We start from the raw sequence: 25,431 nt of genomic DNA on the forward strand, positions 1-25,431 counted from the left end.
AAAGCCTTTAAGATAAGCCGTCATGGCAAAAGAACAAGACGAACTCAAAGAGCGAATTTCAGAACTTGAACACGAATTGGCGGTCAAGGAAGCCGAGCTTCACCGCTATCGTCTGGAACTGGGCAAGGCCAATGGGGCCCTGGAAAAAATGATTGTGCAAGTCAGTCAGGAACTGAAACTGGCGCAAAGTCTGCAAAAGTTCCTGTCTCCTACCGAACTGCCCAATGTGCAGGGCTTTGAGTTCAGCACCAAATTCCTGCCGGGCACTCGGTCCGGCGGTGATTATTTCGATATTTTTGAACATGAAGACAAGCTGAAGTTTGGGATCCTGATTTCCAGTGCCAGCGGCTATTCGCTGTCGTCATTGTTGCTGTCCATGATCATCAAAATTTCCTCTCAGATCGAAGCACGCCGGGGGCTGGAGGCACACAAGGTTGTGGCGCTCCTGGCCAAGGAAGTGGTTCCCAATATTCAGAACGAAGACAAGGCCAGCGTCTTTTACGGGATCGTGGACCGTCGCAGTTTTGAAATGCAGTATTGCTCCGTCGGCAATATCGACGGCTTTATGCAGGTCTACGGGCAAGAAGGCTTGGTGGAGCTTCTGCCGACAGGTCCGAGTCTCAGCAAAGATTTTAACACGGAGCCTCAAAGTCGAGTGATCCAGCTCAATCCGCGAGACCGCCTGATTCTGGCGACGGAAGGGCTGAAGATGTCTCAGAATTCCCTGGGTGTGAACTGGGGTGGACATGGAATTTCCGAGGCGATTTCTCGGGCCCCGAAGCAAGGGGTGCATGAGCTGCGTAACGAGATTCTTTTCGCCAATGAGAAGTACTCCGGCAAGTCGGACCCAGTACGAGATCAGACCTTGATCGTCACCGAAGTCAAAGATCGAGTCATTAAACTAGCTTCCCGCTAGAACCTGATTGTTACTATGTTTTCAGTGGGGTTGTTTATGCGACTTTGGGGCGGGAACTCCGTGACAACTTGTCAAAATTATTGATAAGTCTACAATGCTATTGAAATGAAAAAGTCAGAAAGGAAACTGCGATGGCTGAAGTAAATATCTATGAAGGCGCCTTGGACAAGGGTTTGGAAGGCGTAGTTGCATGTACGACGAAAGTATCATTTATCGTCGGTGATTCTCTTAATTTCCGTGGTTACACGATCGAAGATTTGGCTGCGAATTCCACTTTTGAAGAAGTCACTTACCTTCTTTGGAACGACAAACTTCCAAATGCTCAAGAGTTGGCGGCGTTCTCCACTCAGCTTCATAATGAAATGGCTTTGAGCCCTGAGTTCATCAAGGTTCTAAAAGCAATCCCTACAAATGTTCATCCAATGGGCTGGCTGCGCACTGCGGTTTCTTTGATGGCACACTGGGATGCAGATGCTAACGACAACGGCGCTGAAGCAAACTTGCGCAAGTCTGTTCGTTTGACTGCCAAAATGGGAACTCTTCTTTGTGCGTTCGATGCTATCCGCAAAGGCAAAGAGCCTGTAACTCCAAAAACTGACAAATCCATCGCTTGGAACATGATGTACATGTTGGGCGGCGGGGTTGAGCCTAAAGCTGAGCACGTAAAAGTGATGGACACTTGTTTGATCCTTCACGCAGACCACGAGTTGAATTGCTCTGCTTTCGCAACTCGCGTAACGGCTTCTTCTTTGTCTGATCTTCACTCTGCGATCGTTTCTGCGATTGGTGCGTTGAAAGGTCCTTTGCATGGTGGTGCGAACGAGCAGGTTATCTTGATGCTGCAAAAAATCGGCACGATGGAAAAAGCTCAGCAGTTCGTTAAGGACGCTTTGGCGGCGAAAGAAAAAGTGATGGGTATCGGTCACCGCGTTTACAAAAACGGCGACCCTCGTGCTCGTATCTTGCGTGGCATGTCTGAAAAGTTGACTAAAGATGCTGGTATTCACCACATGTACGAAATGTCCACTTTGATCGACGACACCATGTTCAACGAAAAAGGTTTGATGCCAAACGTGGACTTCTACTCTGCAACGGTTTACTTCTCTATGGGTATCCCGACAGATTTGTTCACACCAATCTTTGCAGCGTCTCGTATTTCCGGCTGGTGCGCTCATGCTTTCGAGCAGTACGCGAACAACCGTATCTACCGTCCTCGCGGCAAATGGGCTGGCAAAGAGGGTCTGAAATGGACTCCGGCCAACCAGCGCTAAGATCTGGATTTGATTCAAGGCTTAAAACAAAGAACCCACACCTTCAAAGTGTGGGTTCTTTTATTTTCAGCAGTTGTTTTGTTACTCGCACTTGTCCAGAGCTTTAGGGGCTTGTTGCTGCACGGCTTGTTTGCAGCTCTCGGGGATGGCTGCTTTACTTAGCTGCGCCAGTTGCAGAGCGCGGAACAGGCCAGTGGAATGAATGGTCTCGGTATCCTCTTTTTCGACCTGAAGGCTTGGAGTCCCTTCTGTCGAAGCAAATAGACAGCCATAATTGCTTTTTCCGTTCAGGCTGTTTTGCATGCCGGTCATAACTTTTCCGGCAATCACGTCTGCAAAGTCTTCTTCAATAAAGCGGGTGCTGCCCTGTTTGCCTGCCAGGCAGGATTTTTGTGAGTTGAAGCTTTGGCTGAATTTTGAGACCAAATGACCGAATTCATGTGCCAGAATCGCCACGCCATAGGATGGTTTTTTCACCGACAACCAGCTGGCTTTGATTCCAGTATCCGTCGTGTGGGCGGCATCAGAGATCCGCAAATCCACCAGGTGGAAGCAGTTGGTTGGTTTCGGGTTGAGGGTCATCGAAAGGATGGTGGCCAGGGTGAACGTGCCAGAAGTATCCAGGTTTTTAAGGTCACTGATGGCGTCTTTGGAATCAGCCGTTAAATCCTTCAGGCTTTGGGACCAGAATTTCACGGCCTTCTCGTTTGTCATAGGGCTGTAGACGACGGCCTTTTGTACAACTTGGTAGGCGGTGTCCTGAGCGCTTAACAAAGAAAGGACCTGCTTGCGAACTTGTTCAGTCGTTGCTTTGAAGGCGGTCACTTCACTTTCTTGCGGATACAAATTCAGGGCTTGGGTCATTTCTTTCTGGCAAAGGTTCAGCATTTCCGTTTTAAGGGACTCAAGGTCTTTCAGCTGTTCTTTCAAAGTGGCCTTGCCATAGATTTGTTTCATCTCTGCCAGATCCAGGTTGATTTGCTGGGCGATGTTGTTCTTTTCATCCATCACGGCATCGATCAGACGCAAGGCAAAGCTGTTGTCAGCCAGACCTTCAAGTTCATCCATTTCAATGACTTCGCCATTCAGGAATCTTTGCAAGGCTCCGGTTTTCATATTCAGGATGCGGCCTTTGGCTGCATTGTTGATCTTTTCTTCCAGCTCCAGAATCTTGTTGATTTCAACCTTGGTTGCATCGGTCAGATTCTTGCCATTGTGGATGGCAGTGAAATAGGCCGATGCCCCTTTTACTTGTTTTAACGTATGTGCCTTAATAAAGGCTTCATTGCCCAGAAGGCCGATAATGGTTTTCTGGGTTTCGGTGGCTTCGGGACGAACAAGAACATAGATGGCCTTGATCAGGCGGGCTTGATCCTCTGCGACTTCAACTTTGTCAAACTGGGCTTCTTTTTCAGCGAAATATGCCAAAGTTGCAGAGGTCTGTTCGATACGGGCGTTGACTGTCGCCAGCACTTGGGGGGCAAGGTGTTCATCATAATATTTTTTCAAAGTCTCGTTGGCACTTGCCGCATCGGTCATCAGTTTTGTCAAAGAAACCTCAGCATTGGCGGCACACAGATCCTGATAGCAGCGTTGGCCGACAGTCAGATTGGAAGCGTCAGCGGTTGTTGCTGGGTCTGAAGTCTTCTTGGTGTCTTCAGCTTGTTTTTGAGAAGTCGTGCTTTTTTCAGCAGCTGGCTTGGTTCGCACTGTGTGAATGCTCGCACCGTCGATTTTTTCTTTCTTACAGGCGGTCAGTGTTGCACACGAAGCAATCATACCCAAAGTCAGCATTGTTTTAGACCATCTCATTTTGAGACCTCCCAAAAAAGTTCAACAGGTGTAGATCTTTTATGCGATCAGCTCGCATTAGATTTCCTGCGCCAGCAAGAGTCCTGTCACATTTGGTAAGGAGCAAACCTGAAGCCAGAAAAATGTCTAATTGCATGAGGTGGGTTTAGTTTTGGAAATCTTCCGGGCAGAGGCCCAGTCCAACCCTAACATTGCAGCCCGTTTATGGCCAAAATTTAGATAAGGAAGAACATGAGGAGGGGTTATGGAGTTGATACGTCTCATGGTTTTCTGGATTGTTCTGAGCCTGTCCCTGCTTGCGAATGCACAGACTCAAAAGGAGTACCTGACCGTTGTAGATAGAATATCCTTGCAGGATCTGCGCGAGGCGATGATTCGGTCCGGAGACCACGGTGTGAATGCAAAGAGCTACTGGAGTGATGCCATGGAGGCCACTTACCTGCAGGATTCAGGTAATCCCAACCTGAAGGCTCAGGCCAACTTGAATTTTCTGAGGCTTTTAAGGGATGTGTCGTCGGGTGTGGTGGATCCGGCCTTGGTGGGGGTGGATGTCAAACTGACCCGTAAGCCATTTCTGACAGTGAAAGAATTGGAAGAAAAGCTGGTCGTCGCAGCCTCCAATCCATCGATCTTGCTGGAAGCGTTGTCACCACAGTCCCCGCAGTATTTGGCTTTGCGGGACAGCCTTCGTAAAATAGACCGAATCTGTCAAGCCGGGGAATGGGGTCCTCTTCCCAAGGTGAAAAAGACATTGAAGCTGGGAAGCAAAGATCCAGTTCTGATTCCGTTGAAAACACGCATGTCACAATTGGGATATCCGATGAACAATCTGGACGATGTCTTTGATGACAAAGTTTTTGCGGCGGTGAACGACATTCAATGGAACTTGCGTTTTAAGCCCGACAGTAAAATTTCTCCGGGGGGTAAGACGTGGAAATATTTGAATGTGTCTTGTCAGGATCGAATGCGTCAGGTGCGTCTGGATATGGAAAAGCTGCGCTGGTTTCCACAGCACTTTGAAGATCGTTATATCTTTGTGAACCTGGCGATGTCCTATTTCAGCCTGGTGGATAAGACGGGTGGCAGCCTTTACACCATGAGCTTTCGCACGATCAATGGACGTCCTGAAAGAAAGTCTCCAACTATGAAAGACAAGATCGTTTACCTGGTCATCAATCCATTCTGGGTGGTGCCACCGACGATCTTCCGCGAAGACAAAGTGGAGGAAATCAAAAATCTATGGCCCTGGGAAATCCGCCAGTACTTTGATCGTCACAACTATGAAGTCTGGAACAAGTCCTTCACGCAGAAGCTCGATCCGGCCAGTATCGACTGGTACAACATGGATCCTAATCAGGACGCCAATATCTATATTCGGCAAAGACCTCATCGTATGAATGCCCTGGGTTCTTTGAAGTTTATGATGACAAACTCTTATGCGATTTATTTGCATGACACGAATCAAAGAGAGCTCTTTGCCGAGCCACACAGGCTGCTCAGTTCCGGATGCATAAGAGTTGAAAAGCCTGTGGATCTGGCAGAGTACTTGATGCGGGGAACGGCTTGGGATCGTCGCACCATTGAAAGATATATGGCTAAGCCCGGAGAGGTTCTTGAAAATGAAACCCGAGTGCAGCTGAAGCAGCACATGCCGGTGTATCTGGTCTTCCTGACATCGCAGCAGAGTTCAGACGGTGTGCTGAGATTCGCAGAAGATTCCTATAAGCAGGGCCCCCGTTTGTTACGCTTGGGTGCGTGGTAACTGCTGCTTTCTTAATGGGGAGTGTTGAAGATGTTGGAGGACTGGCCAAACGTCACTGATTAAGGCATGATTTTTCTGTACTATTTTAATTTGAGGAGAAATCATGCCATCTGTATTCACAAAAATCATTTCCGGCGAACTGCCTTGTTACAAAATCTATGAAGATGATCGCGTCCTGTCTTTCCTGGCATTGGATCAGGTAAATCTGGGGCATACACTGGTTATCAGTAAGGAAGAAATCAACCATTGGACAGAGGTTCCTGCAGAAACCTATGCTCACCTTCACAAGGTGTCCCAGAAAATCGGCAAGGCTATTTTGAAGGCGGCAGGTTCACCGCGTGTCGGCCAGATGGTGGCGGGATTCGAAGTGCCGCATTACCATTTGCACTTGATCCCGGCTTGGTCTATCCCGGACCTGGATTTTAAAAGAGCTCAGCGTCGTTCCGATGCAGAGATGAAGCAGATTCAGTCTGAAATTATCAAGCATCTAGAAAACTTATAATTCCTGGAGGTTTCCCATGAATCCTTGGCATGACATCAGCCCTGGCGAAAAGGCTCCGCAGATCGTAACGGCATTGATTGAAATTCCTCGGGGCTCTAAAACCAAGTTTGAACTGGACAAGGCGTCAGGTCTGCTGAAGGTGGACCGTGTGCTGTACAGCTCGGTTCACTATCCGGCAAACTATGGTTTTATTCCCCGCAGTTATTGTGGTGATAATGATCCGTTGGACATTCTGGTGCTGGGACAGGCAGAGGTTTATCCGTTGTCCCTGATGCGGGCTCGCCCGGTGGGTTGCATGCGGATGATTGATCAGGGTGAATCAGATGACAAAGTCATTGCGGTCCACGAAGACGATCCGGAGATGGCACATGTGCAGACGATCAAGGATCTGGCGCCTCATAAGCTCAAAGAAATTCGAAACTTCTTTGAGATCTACAAAGGCCTGGAGAATAAGAAGGTCGAAGTGGAGGGCTTTCTGGATCTGCCTGAAACATTGAAGATCATCAATGAATCCTTCGAGCTTTATGAAAAAGAGAAGGAAAAACTTCTGAAAGAAGCGGGAAGATAGGATGCAAGATTCCAAGCCAGAAACAGACATTATTCCCGGCGCTATTTATCAGCACTACAAAGGTCGGCTTTACAAGGTCATCGGGCTGGGGCATCACAGTGAAACACTGGAAGATGTGGTGCTGTATGAGTCTCTGTATGACAATCCTTTGGGACGCCTGTGGAGCCGTCCGGCACACATGTGGAATGAGCTTGTGGATGTAAACGGGGAAAAGGTGCCACGTTTTAAGTTCCTGTTTAAATAGGAGCTTGCGATGCAATGGACACTGACATCACTTCCGATTATCCAAGGGCCTATGGCGGGCGGATTTACCACGGCAGAGTTGGTGTCGGAAGTGTCCGAGTGCGGGGGCCTGGGTTCGATCGGGGCCGGGTACATGGCGCCAGAGTCCCTGCGCCTATTGATCCAAGCGGTGAAGGCCCGAACACGGAAACCTTTTTCCGTAAATTTGTTTATTCCCTCTGATGTCCCGGTGGATACGTCCCAGGTCGAAAAAATGAAACAGTGGCTGGCTCCGTATTATCGGGAGCTGGGTTTTGCTGAAGTCCCCGAATTGAGTTTTGATCCGGGGCTGTTTGAAAAGCAGTGGGATGTGGTTTTGCAGGAAAAAGTTCCTGCCTTCAGCTTTACTTTCGGTTGTTTGACGGGGTCGCAGATGCAAGCTCTGAAAGCTCAGGGTGTGTATGTCATGGGTACGGCGACTACTTTGGCGGAAGCCCTTGTCTTGCAAGAGCAGGGATGTGACGCCGTCGTAGCTCAAGGGGCTGAGGCTGGTGGGCATCGTGGATCGTTTCTTGGTGAAACGTTTGAATTAATTCCTACCAAAGAGCTGGTGCAAACTTTGTCGTTGAATTTAAAGATTCCAGTGATTGGGGCTGGAGGAATCTGTGACCGAGAAGGACTGGATAAAGTCATGACTGCCGGTGCATCCGCCGTGCAGATTGGCACTGCGTTCCTGGTCTGTGATGAAAGCGGAGCCTCGAAAGAATACAAGCAGGCACTTTTGTCGGCTCGTCCGGAAAATTCTGAAATGATCAAAGTTTTTTCGGGCCGATGGGCTCGCGGTCTGACGAACAGATTCACGACAGAAATGAAAGTGCACGAAGCCGAGATCCCGCCGTATCCCCTTCAGCATTGGTTGACGACACCGCTTCGTCGAAAAGCCCAGGAGCTTGGCAACACTGACTTTCAGTCCCTGTGGGCAGGACGGGGTTTGGGGACATTGCAGGCTGGTTCGGTTCGGGAGTTTATGGCAAAGTTAGCCAACCCCGTCTGAGGAAACCACGAGTTTCCGCGGGTTTCTATCTTTGTTATCAATATGCTTTCATCTGACATTCAGGAAATTCTCAGTTAAGCAGAATTCTTAGCGCGTCTCTTTACCTTTGTCTGCCGCGAGCCTACAAACGGGCCTCACGGAGATATTGATAAAATGAAATGGGTCCTATATATCCTTTTTGCCTTTTCTTCCGCAGCTCATGCTCAGGAAGTTTCCCCGGCCACCGCGACGACAACGGCCACAACCACAGCAGCTGAAGTGACACAAGTGGCTTCATTGCCGGAAGTGAAAAAGGACTTCCCGCAGTTCGAGTTTACTTCTTATGGCTATATCTCTTTCAGTCAGGGCGAGACCTTTAAAACAGTCCAGAATCTGGAGCCGATCGTTCGCCGTTCCATGGATTTGGCAGAGTTCGCCTTTGAGGGGGAATACCATCTGAACGACAGCGCCAAAGTCGAATTCGAAGTAGAGATCGAGCACGGCGGTGTGGGCACAACGGTGGAATTCGATCCTTTTGAAGAGTTCGGTGAATTCGAACAGGAAATTGAAAAAGGTGGTGAGGTTGTTCTGAAGGAAATCGTTTACAAAAAGGATTTCAAGAAAACCGACACAGCATTGAAAATCGGTAAGTTTCCTTTGTTCATTTCCTTGGGTACGGTGCTGAGCAAGCCACATCGTTACCCAACGATCCTGGCTTCGGATCTTGAATCCCGCATGATTCCCTTGGGCTGGACTGAAACCGGTGTTTCAGTGGAACAAAAATACCGCGGCTTCACAGGTCGTCTTTCTTTGGTGAATGGTTTGAACTCAGAATTCTTCCGTTCGTATTCTTGGGTCGGTGGTGGATATCAGCGTCACTTTGAAAACATGAATGCTGACAATCTGGCGACGGTGGCAAGCATCGAGTGGGGCAGCGTTGCCAAAGGCACGGGTGTGGCGATTGCTCAATACGTGGGTGATACCACAGACAACCGCTATAAAGTGGACAAACTCAAAGTTCCTGGCGAGGTCCGTATCACAACCGTGATGGGCAACTATAAATGGAATGGTTTTGGAATTGCGGCCGAATACATTGAGGGTTCCTTGACCAACGCAGATAAGGTTTCTGCAGCGAATGCCACCTTGGGTGGTCTTGCAAAACCGAAAGCCTTTGCTCCGTTGGGTTCCAAGGCGCGTCTGGAAAGCGTGCAGCTTTCATATGACTGGGCGGCGCCCGGTTTGACCTTCTATGTGAAGGCCGAACATGTAAATACGTTTGCAGACGTCATGGGGAACATCACCAAGAACCCTCGTTACGATGTCAGCCGTCGTTCGGGTGGTTTTATGTGGATGTGGGACACAGCGGCCTTCATGAAAGTGCAGTACTCCCGTGACAAAACAGAACTGCAAGGTCTGCCAGAGACATATCAGGCGAATGTGGCCTTCGGCTTCGACCTGTCCGCGTTTGAAAAATAGATTTTGAAATTTTATTAACAACCATAAGGAGTACTCAATGAAAGCTCTTAAATTGATGGTGGCAGCCTTGGCTTTTGCCGGTGTGACAGCACAAGCGGCCTCCAACAAAGAAATTATCAATCACGTTTCTTACAATGTGATTCTGGCGACTTACAATGATCTGGCTGCCAAAACGGCAGAATTGTCCCAAGCTGTTGAAGTTCTGGCGGCAAATGTAAATCAAGAAAATCTGGATAAAGCCCAAGCTGCTTGGCGTGCGGCTCGTATTCCCTGGGAAAGCTCCGAATCCTTCCTGTTTGGTCCGGTGGACTCTTTGGGAATCGATCCGTTGTTGGATACATGGCCTTTGAACAAGCTGGATCTGGATGCGGTGATGAACTCAAACCGTGCGATCACAACGGATCTGGTTCGTGGTTTGGGTACAAACCTTCAAGGGTTCCACACGCTGGAGTATCTTTTGTTCGGCGACGGCAAAGTCACGAACACAAAACCGGCTTCTGCTTTGACGGCAAAACAAATTCAGTATTTGCAGGCTTCGGCTCAGTTGTTGGCAGAACACACGGCAGAACTGGCTCATGCCTGGACAACCAACTATGATCCGGAAAATCCAAAGGCTCCGGGTTATGTAAAAATCATCAGCAACCCTGGGATGAACAATCAGTTCTACTCCTCTGAAAGAGCCGTGATGGAAGAATTTGTTCAGGGCATGATGGGAATCGTGGATGAGGTTGCCAATGGTAAAATGGCAGATCCATTGGGGGCCGACATCGGTTCTGCAAACATGGCGCTGGTGGAATCTCCCTTTGCATGGAATTCTTTGAAGGACTTCCAGCACAACATCCGCTCTGTTTACAGCATCTATACTGGCCACTACAAACAAAACAAAGGCCCGGGCGTAAAAGCCCTGGTAGAAAAAGTGGACCCTGCTTTGGCAGCCCGCGTGGAAGCGGACATTATCAACTGCATCAACTTGATCGAAGCCATCCGCCCGGCAAATGGGGGCGACTTCGGCCAGGCGATCTTCACAAAAGATGGTCGTGCGCGCACTCAGACGGCGATTGATGCATTGAATGCACTCCATGCAACTTTGGAATCTGAAGTTCTTCCAACTCTGGATATGTAAGCGGGAAAAAATATGAAAGCCTGGATTGTTATTTCTGTATTGAATCTTATGGCGGGGGCGGCGACGGCTGCCCCACAGATTGACATGGATTATGTGTACGCGGAAAAGTCCGGCGGAGATACAACTGTATTCTTCAAAGGACAATCAATCTGGGCTTTCCGTAATCCGGCTGCAAATTTGTCTGAAGAAGAGATCGCCCGTCATCTGACCGGCGACGCTCTTTTTGAGAGAAATTTCTCTGATGATGCCAGCCGTTTTGATCATGGCTTGGGGCCTGTTTATAACAATACCAGTTGCAATGCCTGCCATTCCAAAGATGGCCGGGGGGCATTGCCTGTGGTGCCCTTCAACAAAGAGTGGGTTCTGCTTCGTCAAAATGAAGCCGTTTTCCTGCGCATCAGTATTGAGGATGGTGTCAAGCGCCCAAAGAATAAGGAAAACAACTGGGGAGCGCCGGTTCCGGTTCCAGGCTTCTCGGATCAGCTCTTCCACCTGGGGTCTTTGGGAGTTCGTGAAGATCTTCCTGGTGCCGGGCAGGCGCAGGTTTGGATGAAGTACGAAAAAAGCACGTTTGTTTATCCCGATGGTGAGGAAGTGGAGCTGCGCAAACCTGTATTCAAAGTCACAGGGGCCTATGACGAGTACTTTGATTCCGTGACAGGTCAAATCCGAAGCCGTCTTTATGAAAGGGATGTGAAGATGGGGGCTCGCATCGGCACGCCAATGATCGGCCTGGGATTGCTCGAGGCGATTCAAGAATCTGACATTCTGGCGTTGGCAGCCCGAGATCTTTCTGCGGAAGGTGTCAGCGGTCGTCCGAACTATGTTTTTGATATCGAAAAAAGCATGGCGGGGAATCCTTATCCAGTGTCCATGGGGCGTTTTGGTTTGAAGAATAACACGCCGTCAGTACTGCACCAGTCCTTAGGGGCTTTGCGTGGGGATATTGGGGTGACCAACTACGCGTTCCCAGTTGAAAGCATTGCGGGAACGCCTTTGCTGGATGCTTTCAATCAGGGCCGTCAGCCAAGTCAGACTTTGGAGGTCAGTGATCAGGTGGCAAATGATTTGGTGTTCTATTCGCAAACTTTGGCTGTGCCTGCGCGCCGTGGAGCCACCGAAGCAGAAGTCATTCGCGGAGCGGGTCTTTTCCATCAAGTCAGCTGCACGACTTGTCATCACCCCAGTTTCACAACCGGCGATCATCCGATCAAGGCGTTTGCAAATCAGAAGATCTATCCATACACGGACATGCTTTTGCATGACATGGGGGATGGCCTGGCGGATGGACGTCAGGATTTCGATGCTGATGGCCGCGAGTGGAAGACTCGCCCGCTGTGGGGGATGGGTCATACTCAGACGATCAATCCTCGGGCAGGTTTCCTGCATGATGGCCGGGCCCGAACACTGGAAGAAGCGATTCTGTGGCACGGGGGTGAGGCCGAGTATTCAAAAACTCGGTTTACTCAACTTCCCAAAACGGATCGCGCCGCTTTGATTCAGTTCATCAAGTCTTTGTAATGACTTGTTTCAATCTGAACTGGGAAAGTTAAAACTGGACCTCAGAAAAGTGGCATCTAACAGTCTGACCATAGTACCATGAATACAAGCTTCTATTGGGGCTGGTAAGGAGGTGGTGCTTATGGTTAAACACGTAGACATAACCAAGGCGGAGGTGGCGTCCTCTTAGGACGACTGGACCTTCGCCGAGGATTCGAAAGAATCTTGTAACAAGAGCGACCGTGAAGGTCGCTCTTCCTTTTTGAGCTCACATATCATCCATTAATTTGAAATCCCGGTCCTAAGATAAATCCCTGAAATGCCGATAAAATTCTGGAAACCTCTTAAGCAGAAAGCGGGCCTTCCCAGAAATGGCAGATGATACAAATCAACTAGAGAAATCACAGCAGGAAGGTGCTGTCTTCATCGATTTTGAGCAAGTCGAAGAAGTTTCCCGCGCATTCTTTGAAGAGTCCAAAGAGATTCTCGAAGATCTGGATGCCTTGATTCTGAAGCTTGAAGCCAACCCGCAGGATCAGGATCAACTGAATATTCTTTTTCGAAAAATACATACGTTAAAAGGCAGCGTGGGGGCGGTTCCCGGAGGGCAACTTCTGGGCTCTTTAGCTCACGAGTTTGAAGCTTTGTTGACGCGAATCAAACGCGAATCCCGGCCGGTCACCAAAGCCTGCGTGGATATCTTTCTTAAAAGTTCACGCATTCTCAAAGTGCTGGCGCAAAGCCTGCGTGAAAAAAGGGAAGTCTATCCCGAAGAGCTCAGCGAAGCCATTGAGGTGATTTCCTCTTATGGCAGTTTCAGTTTTGAAAATGAAACACCGTCAGGCCCGACGCGCATTCGAGAGGCGGCAGCAGCAGCCAGTTCCGGGGATGATCCCGGTGTTTGGCTTTCCACGGCGCAGTTGAATGAATTCCTGCGTTTATCCGGGGAACTGCTGGTTCTAAAAAACTTCTTCCAGATGATGAATCAAACTGTGAACTTTCGCATTCAGCCGGAAGTCTTCGAGCGTCGTCAGGGGGACTTTGCCCAGAATCTGGGTAAGATCTGTGACCAGTTTCAGAATCAGGTGCAGGTGGTGCGCAAAGAGAAGGCGGGTGACAGCTTACAGGCTTTGCCGGTGCTGGTTCGTCAGGCCTCGACAGAACTTAATAAAAACGTCCATCTGGAAGTGGTGGGTTCCGAACTTTTAATCGACAAGGGGCTGGGCAAGGATCTTTATGAATGTCTGGTTCATCTGGTTAGAAATTCCATTGATCATGGTATCGAAGATCAGTTTGAGCGGGCCTTGCAGGGAAAGAGCTCCATCGGAACTTTGCATTTGCAGATCTTCGAAAAGAGTGGTTCGGTCCACGCGGTTTTTAAAGATGACGGGAAAGGTCTGGACAAGGAGCGCATCCTGCAAAGAGCGATAAAAAACGCTCTGGTCACCGCCGAGGCGGCAGACCGTCTTTCAGAAGATGAGATTTACAAATTTATTTTCCAAGCGGGCTTTTCCACAAAAGACAAGGTCACCACGATCTCCGGACGTGGTGTGGGGATGGATGTTGTCCAGGCGATCGTGGAAAAATACGGTGGTCGAATCACGGTGGAAAATCATCCCGGCCTGGGGGCGTCCTTCCATCTGGAGCTTCCAATTCCACAGCACATCATGGTTGAAAGCGCCCTGTTGTGTGTCTGGGGTGAACATCAGTTTGCGGTTCCGCTGTCGTCCGTGGCACATATCACCTCGTGTGAGGAACTCAAGATCAACACCGTCCAGCATCTGCGCTATTGCCAGTTCAGTGGTTTGACGGTGCCGTTTATGAATTATGATGAAATTCTGAATTTGAACCTAAAGGTTTCTGACGAAGTCGCACGGGGTTCTTCGGCGGTGTTTATTCGCGTGAAGGATCAGGTGCTGGCTTTGATGGTGGATCGAATTGAAGCGCAGACAGATCTGGTGGTTAAATCCTTCGGCAATCTGATTCGTGAGCAAAAAGGCTTCAAGGGTATTTCCATCCTGGCGGATGAGAAGATCACCTATATCGTGGATCCGGAAAAGATGTTAGCGCTGCTGGCACTGCCAGAGGAAAACAGGGAGGCTGCATGAGCGATTTCTTCGGTGATGACTTCACGGCCGAGCTTAAATCCTACTTTCTGGACAGTTTGATCAAGGAAGTCGAAAAGTTTTCTGATCTGACCGATGAAAATCTTTGGCGCCGTATTCGCGGTGAGGTGGCAGAACAAGCCCGCAGTTGGGCCGTGGATGCTCGCACCAATGAGTTTGAACATCTGGCATTATGGCTGGAAAGTTTTGAGCAAAAGTCCGAGGAAGTTCAAGGTGTCAGCGAACTGTTGAAGGCTCTGAAGACTTTAAAGTCTTATGCGGAAGCGCTGTTGCAGGAAAAAGAAGACAGCGCGGATCTGGCCACGCGGTTTGCTTTGAACTCTCAGAATCTGCGTGAGGTGCAGCTGCTGCACTGTCGTTCGGGCCAGCAGGAGTTTGCAATTCCTATCCTGAGTGTGATTGAGATCAGTCCACGCCTGCCCTTGTACAGTCTGCCTGAGCGTCAAAACGGCATCTTGGGTGTCGTGCCTTTTAGGGGCGAAGCGGTCCCTGTGGTGAATTTGCAGGATCATGGCTTTGTGTCAGTGGATACTGACAGTCGCTTTTATGTCATCTGCGAACAACAGGGGATTCGCTTCTCTTTGCAGGTGACGGGGACTGAGGAACTGATCACCCTGAAAGAAACAGAACTACAAAATATTGAAAACCATCCCCACATGATGTCTGCCGACTTTATTCGCCAGTTTTTTATCAAAGACTCGCGCAGTATTATGGTGCTGGATCTTGAAAAACTGGTGGCAGCATGAATACGCACTATTTGTTCCCTGGAAAAATCGCCGCTTTTCGCGAAGAGACGATCATTTCAACTCTTCTGGGCTCTTGTGTGGCTGTGGCCCTGCACGATCCGACAACTCGGATCGGTGGCTTAAATCACTATCTGCTTTCTGATGGTGCCCCGGATGATCATGTGAACACCCGCTATGGAGTTCACGCGATTCCTCTGTTGGTCGAAGAATGTGTTCGGCTGGGAGCGAATCGCAGCAAGCTGCAGGCCAAAATCTATGGCGGCGGCAATGTGATCAGTGTGGCGCAAATCGGAGAGGGGATCGGGAAGCGCAATATCGAATTTGCGGAAAAAACTTTGCGCGAACTGGGAATTCCAATCCTTGAAAAGAACGTCGCCGGAGAAGCGGCCCGCACGATCAAGTTGAACACGGCGACCTTTGAGGTTTTGCATAATTCATCTTCGCAAAGCGGCAGTGTTGACAAGCCTGTGGATTTGTCCGGCTTCCGCCCTTTGGCGGCAGCGAAAAATGTGAAAGTGCTGGTGGTGGATGATTCCGCGACGGTGCGCACCTTGTTCACGAATATGTTTACCAAAAACGGCCTGGAGGTCGTTGGAGCTGCGGCGGATGCCTATCAGGCCCGTGAACTGATTCTGTCCAAGAAGCCGGATGTTTTGACTCTGGATATCGAGATGCCCAAAATGTCCGGGGTGATGTTTTTAGAAAAACTGATGAAGCATCATCCAATTCCGGTGGTCATGGTTTCTTCATTGGCCAGCACCGGGGAAGCGGCCATGAAGTCTTTAGAGCTGGGGGCTGTTGAGTTTGTCCATAAACCATCGCAGTTCGATCCGGCGGTTTTAAAAGATCTGGCCGGCATGCTGGTTGAAAAAGTGCGTGCGGCTGCGTCTGTGAATATTCTAAAGAAACTTAAAGAAGCTCCTGCGCCACAGGTGGTCCGAACGAGCACTCTTTCGACGATGCCGCGCAAGAAAGCGGCCGAACTGAAAGTGATCGTCGTGGGCGGCAATGCCGGAAGCGCAGATTCGCTGGAAAAGTTCGTAAAAGGTCTTGCGGCCGATACGCCTCCTGTTGTGGTGGCCTGCAGTACCGTTGCCAACTTCGTGACGGCCTATATCAGCAAGTTAAAAGCCGGTTCAAAGGTGACACCTGTCCTGGCTAAAGACGGCGAGTTCTTGCGTATGGGGCATGTGTATTTTATTCCTGCTGAGCACCATGGCAAAATCGTGTCACGCCCCCAAGGGCCGATGATCAATATCATGAAAGGTGCTCCGGTGGCGTCCCAGCTTCCTTCCAGCACGGTCTTGTTCCAGTCTGCGGCACAAGCTTATTCGCAAGGGGTTTATGCCGTCTTGTTGGGTGGGTTCGGGGCTGATGGTGTGGAAGGTCTCGTGGATGTACAAAAGGTCGGCGGGGCCACTGTGGTGCAACACCCCGACGAGGCGCAATTTCCCTACGCTCCTCAGAAAGCCATTGAATTGGGAGTGGCGGATGAGATACTCAATGCCGACATGTTGGCGCATCATCTGATGCAGTATCGAAACCAAAACTTATACTAGGATCTTTGTTGGAACTGCAAAACTTTATCGGAGGGGCTTTTGTCCCTTCCGACAGTCAGAAAAAAATCGCAAAATATTCTCCATTTGACGGACAGTTGCTGGCCGATATCACTGCATCCGATGCGATGGATGTGATCAAAGCTATTCAAAGCGCTAAAAAAGCACTGCCTGGTTTTAAAGACCTTTCCTTTGAAGAGCGGGCGTTGTTACTGAAGAAGGTAGCGCAGGCTCTAGAGGACAAAGCGTCACACTATGCTTATCAAGAGGCCTTGCATCAGGGACTGCCGCAAAGTTTTGTTCTGGAAAATTCAATCCGGGTGGCGATAAAGCTTTTGCGCCAAAATGCAGAGTCGCTGCAACAGCCACTTTCGTCGCAGATTCAGGTGCAGCCGGTGGGACTGGTGGGAATAATATCGTCCTGGTCCTTGTCCTTGCGCCTGGTCACCGAACGTATGGCCTCGGCGCTGGCGGCGGGGAATGTGTGTGTGATCAAGATTTCTGAAAAGTCCCCGATCACGGCGCAGATTCTTGGCGAAGTCTTGCAAGCCGCAGGGGTTCCCGCCGGCGTGGTCAACGTATTACAGGGCGATGAGGACGTAGGAAGAGTCATTGCCGGTCATCCCAGCATTCACGCGGTGACGGCTGCGGGTAAAACCAGCACGATGGAAAGTATTGCCAAGGCCGGACTTTCTCAGTTTAAAAAAATGCAGTTGTCTGGCAGTGTGAAAAACGCAGCGATTGTATTGGCCGGAACTGACTTTGCCAGTCATATGGATGAAATTCTGCGCTCTTTCCTGATCGGACAGGGGCAGATGTGCTGGAACACTTCGCGCTTGTTTTTGCTGGAATCTTTCCAAAAAGAATTTATGGAGTCCCTAAAGACCAGGCTGGATCAGTTAGAGCCGTTAAGAGATCCATCCGGATCGTCCCCTTGGACACCACTGATTTCCGCCGAAGCGGTGGAAGAGGTTCTAAAGAAAACTCAAGGTGGTGTGTCCGAACACGGGAAGGTCGCCTGGGGTGCAGAGAAGGTGATTGGTTCCGGATTCTTTGTGAAGCCGGCGATGATGGTGGATCTGCCAAACTGCTCTGTTTTGCAACAGGATGAACTTCAAGGTCCTCTGTTCCTAATAACGTCGGTCAAGTATCAGCATGAAATCGCCAAGTGGGTGAACACCTCTTACCTTGCGCACTCTGCAGTGATGTGGGGTCCGGCGGAAAAGCTGGACAAGGTGATCACGCAGTTAGAATGTGCACAGGTCTGGATGAACGAATGGATGAAGGGCGAAGGCCCGACAATCTTTGGGCATAAGCAGTCCAGCTTCGGCAACCCCGATATGTCCTGGTCAGGGACGTTCTATTCGGATGTTAAGATCTTGACGGGAACCCGGTAACGTCAATCATCTGACAAGATTCCCGTCGAAACATTGGCTGGACTTAGTTCAGAATATGGGTGCGATTGCGTGTCTTCACTTCGCAGTGTGGGCAGAAGGCCTCTTCTTTGACTTCGGAAAGCTCTCGATCGGCGATATGTTTTAGCTCCAGTACGGTGCCGCAAAGTATGCAATTGTTTTGGGAAATGATGAACTCGCGGTGTTGTGCTGATTCGGCTTTTTCGAAGTAGTTGATCTTGCTGTATTCCATTTGCCTCTATCCTTGGGGCGTTCATCGTCGTCCTGACGAAGTCTCCTTTTCGGAGCATTAATGTGTCTATGCAAAAGCTGTTCACAGGCCAAAGTCCGGCGTCCGGACTCAATCTTGAAGTACTGGGATTTCGGGCAGGAACTGAAATTGAGAAGAAGTGAAATCAGACAATCGGCCTAACAAAGGAATCTTAAAATGAAATCGTATTTACTTTTGCTATTTATTTCAGTCCCCCTTCTTCTACTATCCGGCTGCGTCGAAATTAGAGATGAAAGCGAACCAACAGCTGGGGATGCCCCTGTCACTCCTTCAATGGTGGAGGAGGTTAAGGGAGATAAGTTCGTTATTGAGGGCGAGGTATTTATTTTCAAAGGCAAACTTCTACAAAAGAAAGAGTTGGAGTTTGAGATGTATAGGGCTGGGCAGAAGACCTTACCTCGCGAGACGGGTGACTTTGAGTTTCGTTTTGCCGAGTTGGTATTTGTAGAAGGGGCTATACTGAATACCATGGGGCATCGAGTTCGCTTCCATGTGGACAAATTGAATGTTTCCCAGGGGGCTTTGATTCGGACTTTTCCGGAACTGACTAAAGCACCAAAGGGGGTTGTTGGGCGATCCGGGGGGCATTTGTTTCTGAATATAGGAACCGGTAGGGGACGCTTAGCAATTGAAATGCGCGGGGAAGCCGGTGGTGATGGCTATGATGGCCCTCCTCCGACACCAAACATGAATGGAGCTAATGGAAGAACCATCACAGTGGGCTGTTCATCGACGTCACAAGATTTGATCCCCTCTTTTGGCGGAGACGGAAAGCAAGGTCATGGGGGAGAATCCGGGAGAAACGGCGGTCATAGTGGAACGCTAGAGTTGAGCATACAAAAGGAGATTGGGTTTTCCGTTTCTTTGACCAAACATCCTGGTAAGGGAGGGGCTGGGGGACTGGGCGGAGCTGGAGGAAAAGGCGGTATCGATGGTAGCAGAATTCCGGGTCCCAGCGGAAAGGGTGGAAGATTCTGCAAAGTCCAAGTTGATAGGGCACGCGGTGCTGACGGGCCGGTTGGGCCTACTGGAACTGAAGGAACAAGTGGGATTGCTCAGGCGGCGTGTGTGACCCGTGATGGAAAGGCCACCTGCTTTTAGTTACCTTCCATCGAATAATTCAGAATAGTTTGTATCAGGAATTCCACTTGCACGGGCTTGGTCAGATAGTCCGTGCAGCCAGCTTCAAGGCATCTTTCGCGATCATCTTTCATCGCATGCGCTGTCAGGGCAATGATGGGTTTTTTGTAGCCTGCCTGACGTAGTTTTTTTGTGGCGGTATAGCCATCCATCACGGGCATTTGAATGTCCATCAGAATAATATCAAATTCTTTTTCCAGAGCTTTCGTGAGTCCTTCCTGACCGTTGGTGGCCAAGGTGAGCTGGGCCCCGCGTTTGGTCAGCATTCTTTGAATCAACAGGCGGTTGTCCTCGACATCATCGACCAGCAAAATGGAAGTGGCTGAAAGCTGTTGTCCCAGATGAACCTCTTTTGGTAATCCCAAAGAAGGGTTGGTCTTCGGATTTCTGGGAATATCCAGCGCAATTTTGACGACAAAGGTGCTGCCTTTTGTGGTTTCGCCTTCTGCCAGGGTGACGTCGCCACCCATCATCTGGGCCAGGCGGCGCGACAGCACAAGGCCCAAACCTGTGCCCTCATACTTGCGTGATATCGAACTGTCGATTTGACTGAAAGCCTGGAACAATAAGCTGCGTTGTGCGCTGGAGATTCCCACACCCGTATCTTTAATGGTGAAGACCAGATAGGGTCCGGAGATTTCGTAAGTCATGCGCACGTAGCCTTCATCAGTGAACTTCACAGCATTCCCCAGAATGTTGGTCAGGATCTGACGCAGGCGCAGAGAGTCGGTGCGGATCACATCCGGGACCAACCCGCGGCGATTGAATTCAACATGCACAGGTTTTGATCCCACCCGAGCCACCATCAGGATATGCAGGTCACTCAGCAAAGATGAAAGATTCACATTGTGGGACTCCAGCTCCAGATGTCCGGCTTCCACTTTCGAAAGATCCAGAATGTCGTTGATAATCCGGGTCAGATGTTCGCCCGTCCTATGGATGATGTTGACGTATTGCAAGCGTTCTTCTTCCGTCAGGTGAGAGTCCTTCAGCAGATCTGAAAAGCCGATGATGGCGGCAAGGGGAGTGCGAATCTCGTGACTCATGTTGGCCAGGAAGAGGCTTTTCGACTGACTGGCTTGTTCGGCCTGGCGGCGGCCACCGATGCTGCTGCTAAGGTGGTGAGCCATATTATTAATGGACTCGGCTAACTGCCCCAGTTCGTCCCCCGATCGAACGGGAACTTTCACATCGAACTTGCCTTCGCCGACCTTGAAGGCGGCCTCGTTAAGTTCTATCAAACCTTTGGAAAGATTGCGGCTGAATGAAACTGTCAGTAAAAGGCCGACACCTTCGACAAGCAGAACGGCTAAAAGCAATGTCACCATCAAGACCTGCTCTAACCAGCGGGAGCCCTCACCAAGAGTGTGAGAAAAAGCCTCTTCCAGAACCGTCAGGCGTTCATTGAGCAAATCCACCTGGTCCAAAGCGGCAATAATCTGGTCTTCTTTGGCTCCTTGCTGGATAAGACTGTGAAGCTGATTTCCATAGCCAATCAGCTCTTGGGTCATCTTGTCGCCTTCTCGCCAGATCTGAATGGCCTTGTTCACGTAGTTGAAATTGTGAAACCGCAGGATCAGCTTGGTGATCCCGGTAATATCGTCGGGATGAGTTTTTCCTTCAAGGAATCCTTCCCGTGCGCGTGCCAGGTCCGGGGGATTTTCCTCAAGGGCAAGACGAGCTTTGCTGTCACCCAAGGGCACACGGACGTTGCTTTGAAATTTTTCATAGTACACACTGTCTTTGGTGCGAGCGTACTTGTGCAGATTTAGCACAGCATCTTTTTGCGCTTTGGACCAATTACTCTCTCCGGCGACAAAACCACGAACGGATGAAAGAGTGTCCATGGCAAAGTAAAGAGTGAAGAGCTCCAGTGTAATCAGAAGCGCCATGACTCCGATAACGATATAGAGTTTATTTGCTACAGAAAGAAATTTCCAGAAACGTCGAAGTCCCATATGCACTAACTTATCGGCATATATGACTATTGTTGTAAACAAAAGAGCTTTTTTGATTAACATCAGGACATTGGAGCCAGCCTCCCCGAGGTTAGAGAGGCCCAGATAAGAAGTATTGCTAAAAATTAATCCAGATAACTGGTTTTGAGCTTTTGTTCGGCCTGGTACTTTTCAAAACCGAACTGCAGAAGCTGGGTGATTAAATCTTTGTAAGTGACGCCGGAAGCTTCCCACATCTTGGGATACATGGAAATCTTGGTAAAGCCCGGGATGGTGTTGATCTCGTTGATGTAAAGATCCCCGTTCGGGCGGACGAAGAAATCCACACGAGTCAGACCATCGCATCCCATGGCCTGATAAGTCTGCTCGGCCATTTTTTGGATGGCCTTGATGGTGGCCTCCGGAAGTTCAGCCGGAATTTTCAACAAAGCTCCGTTATCATCAAGGTACTTGGCTTCGTAAGAATAGAATTCGTGCTGGGGGATCACTTCACCTGGCAATGACGCCTTCGGAGCATGATTCAAACCCATCACCGAGCATTCGATTTCACGGCCTTGGATGAATTCTTCGGCTAAAACTTTGCTGTCGAACTGGAAAGCATCCTTCAGTTTATCAGCGAAATCCTGAGCTGATTTGATTTTGTGAACACCAACTGACGATCCCGCATTGGCTGGCTTGATAAAGAACGGCGTACCCAACTGAGCCACCACTTCATCATAGGTTGTGTTTTTGTGCGGAGTCAGCAGCATGTACTTGGCATTGGGGATGTTGGCGACCTGCAAAAGGCGCTTCATGATCTCTTTATCCATTCCCGCCGCTGAAGACCAGACACCACAGCCCACGAAAGGCAGTTGAACCATTTTGAACAACCCTTGAATGGTACCGTCTTCGCCCATGGTTCCGTGCATGATCGGGAAGGCAATATCAACATGAGTTTTAGAGTGATCTTTCAACGAGTAAAGAACGGGCTTTCCCTGCAAGGACATCAACGCTACGGGTTCGGCATTGGCGGGCAGGGATTGATCAACAATCTTGGTCGCCTCGGCAAAAACCTTCATGTCCGGGAAACGATACCAGCTTCCTTCTTTGCTGATGCCGATGATTACAGGAGAAAACTTGTCTTTATCCAGGGCATCCGCCACATTCTTGGCAGAGCGCATGGAGACTTCATGTTCTGCGGATTTGCCACCAAAAATCAATGCTACAACTTGCTTCATAAACTGTCTTTAATCCTAACTTAACTTTATTTGTCTAAACGTTATTAAGCCCACTCCACCAATTCATGGGCCAGGCCGAAAATACCTGCGAACACTTCATTGGGTTTTGCATCGCCGTACATATACGCTGGTGTGGTCACTACTTTGGTTTCGCGATCAGTGATATAGTCATTCACCGGGCATTCTTCATGGATAGCGCCGGTTTTTTGAATTTCAGAAGCCGTCTCTGGGTCATCACCAATCGTGACAGTGACTTTTTTGTCGCCCAGAACCTTGGCTACCACCACGGGAGCAATGCAAAGAGCCCCGATTGGTTTGCTGGAATTATAGAAATCCAGAATCACACGCTTGACCTCAGGGTTCACATCACACTGAGCGCCTTTTTCAGCCCAGTTGCAAAGGTTCCTGGCTGCCCCATAGCCGCCAGGAAAGGCAACAGCATCAAAGTCTTTGGCGTGCAACTTGTCCAAACTTTTGATACGGCCACGGGCAATGCGTGCGGCCTCAGCCAAAAGGCTGCGTGTTTCTCCGGAGGGTTTTCCGGTCAGATGATCGGTGACAGAAATTTGCAGATCGGGAGCAAAGCAGGACACCTCGGCACCGGCCTGGTTCAGGCCAATCAACAGGCTCACAGCCTCAGTGATTTCGCTTCCGTCTTTAAAGCCACAGCCTGAAAGAACAACGGCCACTTTTTTCATAAAAAAACCTCCCGAAAGAGGTTTTAGCTTAGCGGATTCGTGGGGGCATGGCAACGAAGGAGGACGGAATCTAGTTTCCGCCCTTTTGATAATTTGCCAAGCGGCTGCAGACGGTGACCAGGGCTTTCTGGTCGCCAGCACTTGCCAACGCGCGATAACAGTAGTCGGTCACGCGCGAGAAGAACGGCAGATCCGGAGTGATTGAAACACTGTAATTGACCTTTTGCTTCTCGGTCGTTTCACCCTTCTTGTAGTAAGCAGCCCAGTCAAACGACACAGTTTTTACTTTCATGGTGCAATTGCTTAAACCGCCACAGTTGGGTTGTGTCTTCATCAGGTCTGGTGCCGGGCGCATCTCTTCAGACACTTTCAGATTGAAGCACTTGATTTCGCAACTGTCGTAACCCAAAGTTTCTTTGCAAATTTTTTGTTGGGCATCGGACAACTGGCAGGCATAGGCCAAACCCAAAACCCGCTCGTATCCCAAGGACATTTGCAAGTCATCAGCCATAGTGGATACTTCACCCTTCAGGCGGGCGGCGCGCGCCATGACTTCGACGGCAGGAGCGGCCTTTGTCACTGTGCGATGCTCTTCCTGAGTGCTTTGCTGTGTGTTGCCGTCAGAGGTCAGCACTTCGGTTTGATACAGATATGTGTAGAGCCAGTCATTTTCACGTTCTTCCTTTTTGGAGATCGTGATTCCTTCCTGAAGCCAAAGTTTGTCTTCACCAGTTTCGATTTTGCGGTAAGTGCGCTGCAAGACGAAGTCATTGGCGGACATGGTCAGAGGATCCGCATTGTCCCAGGCATCCCCCAGAGCTCCGGCGACCTCCTGAAGGGTGGACGGATTTTCTTCATCTTCCATTTCCGGCGTTTTCACGCAGGAAATAGCAGAGGTTAAAAGCAAAACGGGCAGCAGGGGTTTTAAGTAGCGCTTCATATGGAATCCCATCCCCAGATCCAAAGATTCAGAGGCAGAATTTTTTCAAACTGCAGAACTGTTTCTTCTTTAAAAATTCCCAGGGCACGATAGTCCACTGGGCCGAACAACAGACGAACCATGTCAGTTTCATTGTTAATGGTGTAAAGATCCTGACCGATACCAAAGACAAAGTGCTGTGGGTGCTTTTCCAGCACGATATCCGCGACACCTTCGGCGCGGAAGGCACGTTTTATTTTCGCGGCCAACTGGTCAAAGTTCACAAGTTTGATCATGCCCAGGAAGCCGTTGTTCATAGTCACTGTTTTGGTTTGCAAAGCCTTGATCAGATTTTGCGCGTGGCGTGGGCAGATGATGGTGTAAGGCTGACCTTTCTGCGAGCGAATAAAGCTGAACAGCGCCATCAGTTTGGAAACAGAGCCGCCCCATTCATGGATGTAGCCCCCCAGATCGACCCCTTTGCCTTCAATGGCATAGGCTGCCAGCTGACCGTTGCTTTCCCAGGCTGTATACACCTTGGTTTGTGGGATTGAGAGGAACTTTCTGGTTTCTTCAATGGTGCGCACCGAGTTCACGGAATGAGCCGCATAAAGGCGATAGATCGCATCAGGAGAAACTTTATTGTCCGTCGAGAAACGCAGGTTGATGGGCGGGATGTCGAACTCATCCTCGATCACAAAGCTGATTTCGGAACCGGCCAGCTCAAACCCCATACGGCGATAAAAATCGAACAGGTCCGTCCACAAGATGGCAATATCACAGGATTGTTCCGTGGCCGACTTCAGGCAGTCTTTGATGATTTGGGTGCTGTAGCCCTGGCCCTGATGCTGGTCATCCGTCACCACCGACCCGATAGCGCCGACCTTGAAGATGACATGCGGGGATTTGATAATGAGAGGCTTTAACACTGCATGCGAAAGGACGGCGCCCTCATCGGCAATAATGCGCATGTTGTGCAAGTTGTTAGAGGAAAAGGCCGTAGGATACTCTGCGGCGATTGACCAAGAGGCTTCATTTCTTAGTTTTTTATTCAAAAAGTCCAAAACTTGAGGAAGCTCAGCTTCCATTGGAGAACGAGGTCCTTCCATTATCCCTCCCTGGGGCACATATATAGATACTATACGGGGGGCGAGGGGGAACCCAGCATTCAACACAGGACGGCCTGAAAAATGCGACCCA

General features: G+C 49.7%; 22 protein-coding genes. 15 read left to right on the forward strand and 7 right to left on the reverse strand.

Features of this window, described 5'->3' with window-relative positions:
* The first annotated feature begins 22 nt into the window (after positions 1–22).
* Together ACZ50P_RS02440 and ACZ50P_RS02445 are read left to right on the forward strand one after the other, a co-directional pair.
* Entirely contained in the window at positions 23–916 is an 894-nt protein-coding gene (locus ACZ50P_RS02440) for a PP2C family protein-serine/threonine phosphatase (RefSeq protein WP_464133185.1), read from the forward strand.
* Positions 917–1,047: 131 nt separating this feature from the next.
* The gene (locus ACZ50P_RS02445; protein WP_464120012.1) at positions 1,048–2,187 is read left to right on the forward strand and encodes a citrate synthase; all 1,140 of its coding nucleotides are present in this window, start codon (positions 1,048–1,050) and stop codon (positions 2,185–2,187) included.
* Between the two features lie 81 nt (positions 2,188–2,268).
* Here the strand turns inward: ACZ50P_RS02445 and ACZ50P_RS02450 are convergent, their stop codons facing one another.
* The gene (locus ACZ50P_RS02450; protein WP_464133188.1) at positions 2,269–3,999 is read right to left on the reverse strand and encodes a hypothetical protein; all 1,731 of its coding nucleotides are present in this window, start codon (positions 3,997–3,999) and stop codon (positions 2,269–2,271) included.
* A 244-nt stretch (positions 4,000–4,243) separates the two neighbouring features.
* Between ACZ50P_RS02450 and ACZ50P_RS02455 the strand changes: the two genes are divergently transcribed.
* From ACZ50P_RS02455 to ACZ50P_RS02510, 12 genes are all read left to right on the forward strand, one after another.
* Entirely contained in the window at positions 4,244–5,761 is a 1,518-nt protein-coding gene (locus ACZ50P_RS02455) for a L,D-transpeptidase family protein (RefSeq protein WP_464133190.1), read from the forward strand.
* Between the two features lie 103 nt (positions 5,762–5,864).
* Entirely contained in the window at positions 5,865–6,263 is a 399-nt protein-coding gene (locus ACZ50P_RS02460; protein WP_464120015.1) for an HIT family protein, read from the forward strand.
* A gap of 16 nt (positions 6,264–6,279) precedes the next feature.
* Entirely contained in the window at positions 6,280–6,831 is a 552-nt protein-coding gene (locus ACZ50P_RS02465; protein ID WP_464120016.1) for an inorganic diphosphatase, read from the forward strand.
* Between the two features lies 1 nt (position 6,832).
* Positions 6,833–7,075, forward strand: a complete 243-nt coding sequence (locus ACZ50P_RS02470; protein ID WP_464133191.1) for a DUF1653 domain-containing protein — start codon at positions 6,833–6,835, stop codon at positions 7,073–7,075.
* 9 nt (positions 7,076–7,084) lie between these two features.
* Complete coding sequence (locus ACZ50P_RS02475) at positions 7,085–8,107, forward strand: NAD(P)H-dependent flavin oxidoreductase (RefSeq protein ID WP_464133194.1); 1,023 nt, start codon at positions 7,085–7,087, stop codon at positions 8,105–8,107.
* Positions 8,108–8,260: 153 nt separating this feature from the next.
* Entirely contained in the window at positions 8,261–9,562 is a 1,302-nt protein-coding gene (locus tag ACZ50P_RS02480; RefSeq protein WP_464133195.1) for a hypothetical protein, read from the forward strand.
* 37 nt (positions 9,563–9,599) lie between these two features.
* The gene (locus ACZ50P_RS02485) at positions 9,600–10,685 is read left to right on the forward strand and encodes an imelysin family protein (RefSeq protein WP_464120020.1); all 1,086 of its coding nucleotides are present in this window, start codon (positions 9,600–9,602) and stop codon (positions 10,683–10,685) included.
* Between the two features lie 12 nt (positions 10,686–10,697).
* A complete protein-coding gene (locus ACZ50P_RS02490) occupies positions 10,698–12,206 on the forward strand; it encodes a di-heme oxidoredictase family protein (protein ID WP_464133197.1) in 1,509 nt (502 codons plus the stop codon).
* A 350-nt stretch (positions 12,207–12,556) separates the two neighbouring features.
* Positions 12,557–14,293 carry a chemotaxis protein CheA gene (locus ACZ50P_RS02495; RefSeq protein WP_464120022.1) on the forward strand — a complete coding sequence of 579 codons (1,737 nt, stop codon included), beginning with the start codon at positions 12,557–12,559 and terminating at the stop codon, positions 14,291–14,293.
* Entirely contained in the window at positions 14,290–15,057 is a 768-nt protein-coding gene (locus tag ACZ50P_RS02500; protein WP_464120023.1) for a chemotaxis protein CheW, read from the forward strand. The genes ACZ50P_RS02495 and ACZ50P_RS02500 overlap by 4 nt, the downstream gene beginning before the upstream one ends.
* On the forward strand, positions 15,054–16,616 hold the full coding sequence (locus ACZ50P_RS02505; protein ID WP_464133199.1) for a chemotaxis protein CheB: 1,563 nt from the start codon (positions 15,054–15,056) through the stop codon (positions 16,614–16,616). Before ACZ50P_RS02500 ends, ACZ50P_RS02505 begins: the two co-directional genes overlap by 4 nt.
* Before the next feature lie 8 nt (positions 16,617–16,624).
* A complete protein-coding gene (locus ACZ50P_RS02510; protein ID WP_464133201.1) occupies positions 16,625–18,010 on the forward strand; it encodes an aldehyde dehydrogenase family protein in 1,386 nt (461 codons plus the stop codon).
* 43 nt (positions 18,011–18,053) lie between these two features.
* On the opposite strand, the gene ACZ50P_RS02515 is transcribed toward ACZ50P_RS02510, so the two are convergent.
* Positions 18,054–18,260, reverse strand: coding sequence for a hypothetical protein (locus ACZ50P_RS02515; protein WP_464120026.1), 207 nt, complete (start codon positions 18,258–18,260; stop codon positions 18,054–18,056).
* A 408-nt stretch (positions 18,261–18,668) separates the two neighbouring features.
* Between ACZ50P_RS02515 and ACZ50P_RS02520 the strand changes: the two genes are divergently transcribed.
* Positions 18,669–19,400 (forward strand): hypothetical protein, encoded by a 732-nt coding sequence (locus ACZ50P_RS02520; protein ID WP_464133203.1) that lies wholly within the window; start codon positions 18,669–18,671, stop codon positions 19,398–19,400.
* On the opposite strand, the gene ACZ50P_RS02525 is transcribed toward ACZ50P_RS02520, so the two are convergent.
* The 5 genes from ACZ50P_RS02525 to ACZ50P_RS02545 form a co-directional block, all read right to left on the reverse strand.
* The gene (locus ACZ50P_RS02525; protein ID WP_464133206.1) at positions 19,397–21,331 is read right to left on the reverse strand and encodes a response regulator; all 1,935 of its coding nucleotides are present in this window, start codon (positions 21,329–21,331) and stop codon (positions 19,397–19,399) included. The genes ACZ50P_RS02520 and ACZ50P_RS02525 overlap by 4 nt on opposite strands.
* A gap of 191 nt (positions 21,332–21,522) precedes the next feature.
* Positions 21,523–22,614: a D-alanine--D-alanine ligase family protein gene (locus ACZ50P_RS02530; protein WP_464133207.1), complete on the reverse strand. Its 1,092-nt coding sequence runs from the start codon at positions 22,612–22,614 to the stop codon at positions 21,523–21,525.
* Positions 22,615–22,658: 44 nt separating this feature from the next.
* Positions 22,659–23,312: an isoprenoid biosynthesis glyoxalase ElbB gene (elbB, locus tag ACZ50P_RS02535; protein WP_464133210.1), complete on the reverse strand. Its 654-nt coding sequence runs from the start codon at positions 23,310–23,312 to the stop codon at positions 22,659–22,661.
* Positions 23,313–23,382: 70 nt separating this feature from the next.
* Positions 23,383–24,252, reverse strand: a complete 870-nt coding sequence (locus ACZ50P_RS02540) for a hypothetical protein (protein ID WP_464120031.1) — start codon at positions 24,250–24,252, stop codon at positions 23,383–23,385.
* On the reverse strand, positions 24,249–25,340 hold the full coding sequence (locus tag ACZ50P_RS02545; protein ID WP_464120032.1) for a GNAT family N-acetyltransferase: 1,092 nt from the start codon (positions 25,338–25,340) through the stop codon (positions 24,249–24,251). Before ACZ50P_RS02545 ends, ACZ50P_RS02540 begins: the two co-directional genes overlap by 4 nt.
* Positions 25,341–25,431 lie beyond the last annotated feature (91 nt).

The organism is Bdellovibrio sp. CKG001 (assembly GCF_055397465.1).

Bases quoted from the DNA above. Each gene is read 5' to 3' on its own strand.
- ACZ50P_RS02440 (WP_464133185.1), top strand. From the start codon at position 23: ATGGCAAAAGAACAAGACGAACTCAAAGAGCGAATTTCAGAACTTGAA.
- ACZ50P_RS02445 (WP_464120012.1), top strand. From the start codon at position 1,048: ATGGCTGAAGTAAATATCTATGAAGGCGCCTTGGACAAGGGTTTGGAA.
- ACZ50P_RS02450 (WP_464133188.1), bottom strand. From the start codon at position 3,999: ATGAGATGGTCTAAAACAATGCTGACTTTGGGTATGATTGCTTCGTGT.
- ACZ50P_RS02455 (WP_464133190.1), top strand. From the start codon at position 4,244: ATGGAGTTGATACGTCTCATGGTTTTCTGGATTGTTCTGAGCCTGTCC.
- ACZ50P_RS02460 (WP_464120015.1), top strand. From the start codon at position 5,865: ATGCCATCTGTATTCACAAAAATCATTTCCGGCGAACTGCCTTGTTAC.
- ACZ50P_RS02465 (WP_464120016.1), top strand. From the start codon at position 6,280: ATGAATCCTTGGCATGACATCAGCCCTGGCGAAAAGGCTCCGCAGATC.
- ACZ50P_RS02470 (WP_464133191.1), top strand. From the start codon at position 6,833: ATGCAAGATTCCAAGCCAGAAACAGACATTATTCCCGGCGCTATTTAT.
- ACZ50P_RS02475 (WP_464133194.1), top strand. From the start codon at position 7,085: ATGCAATGGACACTGACATCACTTCCGATTATCCAAGGGCCTATGGCG.
- ACZ50P_RS02480 (WP_464133195.1), top strand. From the start codon at position 8,261: ATGAAATGGGTCCTATATATCCTTTTTGCCTTTTCTTCCGCAGCTCAT.
- ACZ50P_RS02485 (WP_464120020.1), top strand. From the start codon at position 9,600: ATGAAAGCTCTTAAATTGATGGTGGCAGCCTTGGCTTTTGCCGGTGTG.
- ACZ50P_RS02490 (WP_464133197.1), top strand. From the start codon at position 10,698: ATGAAAGCCTGGATTGTTATTTCTGTATTGAATCTTATGGCGGGGGCG.
- ACZ50P_RS02495 (WP_464120022.1), top strand. From the start codon at position 12,557: ATGGCAGATGATACAAATCAACTAGAGAAATCACAGCAGGAAGGTGCT.
- ACZ50P_RS02500 (WP_464120023.1), top strand. From the start codon at position 14,290: ATGAGCGATTTCTTCGGTGATGACTTCACGGCCGAGCTTAAATCCTAC.
- ACZ50P_RS02505 (WP_464133199.1), top strand. From the start codon at position 15,054: ATGAATACGCACTATTTGTTCCCTGGAAAAATCGCCGCTTTTCGCGAA.
- ACZ50P_RS02515 (WP_464120026.1), bottom strand. From the start codon at position 18,260: ATGGAATACAGCAAGATCAACTACTTCGAAAAAGCCGAATCAGCACAA.
- ACZ50P_RS02520 (WP_464133203.1), top strand. From the start codon at position 18,669: ATGTATAGGGCTGGGCAGAAGACCTTACCTCGCGAGACGGGTGACTTT.
- ACZ50P_RS02525 (WP_464133206.1), bottom strand. From the start codon at position 21,331: ATGGCGCTTCTGATTACACTGGAGCTCTTCACTCTTTACTTTGCCATG.
- ACZ50P_RS02530 (WP_464133207.1), bottom strand. From the start codon at position 22,614: ATGAAGCAAGTTGTAGCATTGATTTTTGGTGGCAAATCCGCAGAACAT.
- elbB (WP_464133210.1), bottom strand. From the start codon at position 23,312: ATGAAAAAAGTGGCCGTTGTTCTTTCAGGCTGTGGCTTTAAAGACGGA.
- ACZ50P_RS02540 (WP_464120031.1), bottom strand. From the start codon at position 24,252: ATGAAGCGCTACTTAAAACCCCTGCTGCCCGTTTTGCTTTTAACCTCT.
- ACZ50P_RS02545 (WP_464120032.1), bottom strand. From the start codon at position 25,340: ATGGAAGGACCTCGTTCTCCAATGGAAGCTGAGCTTCCTCAAGTTTTG.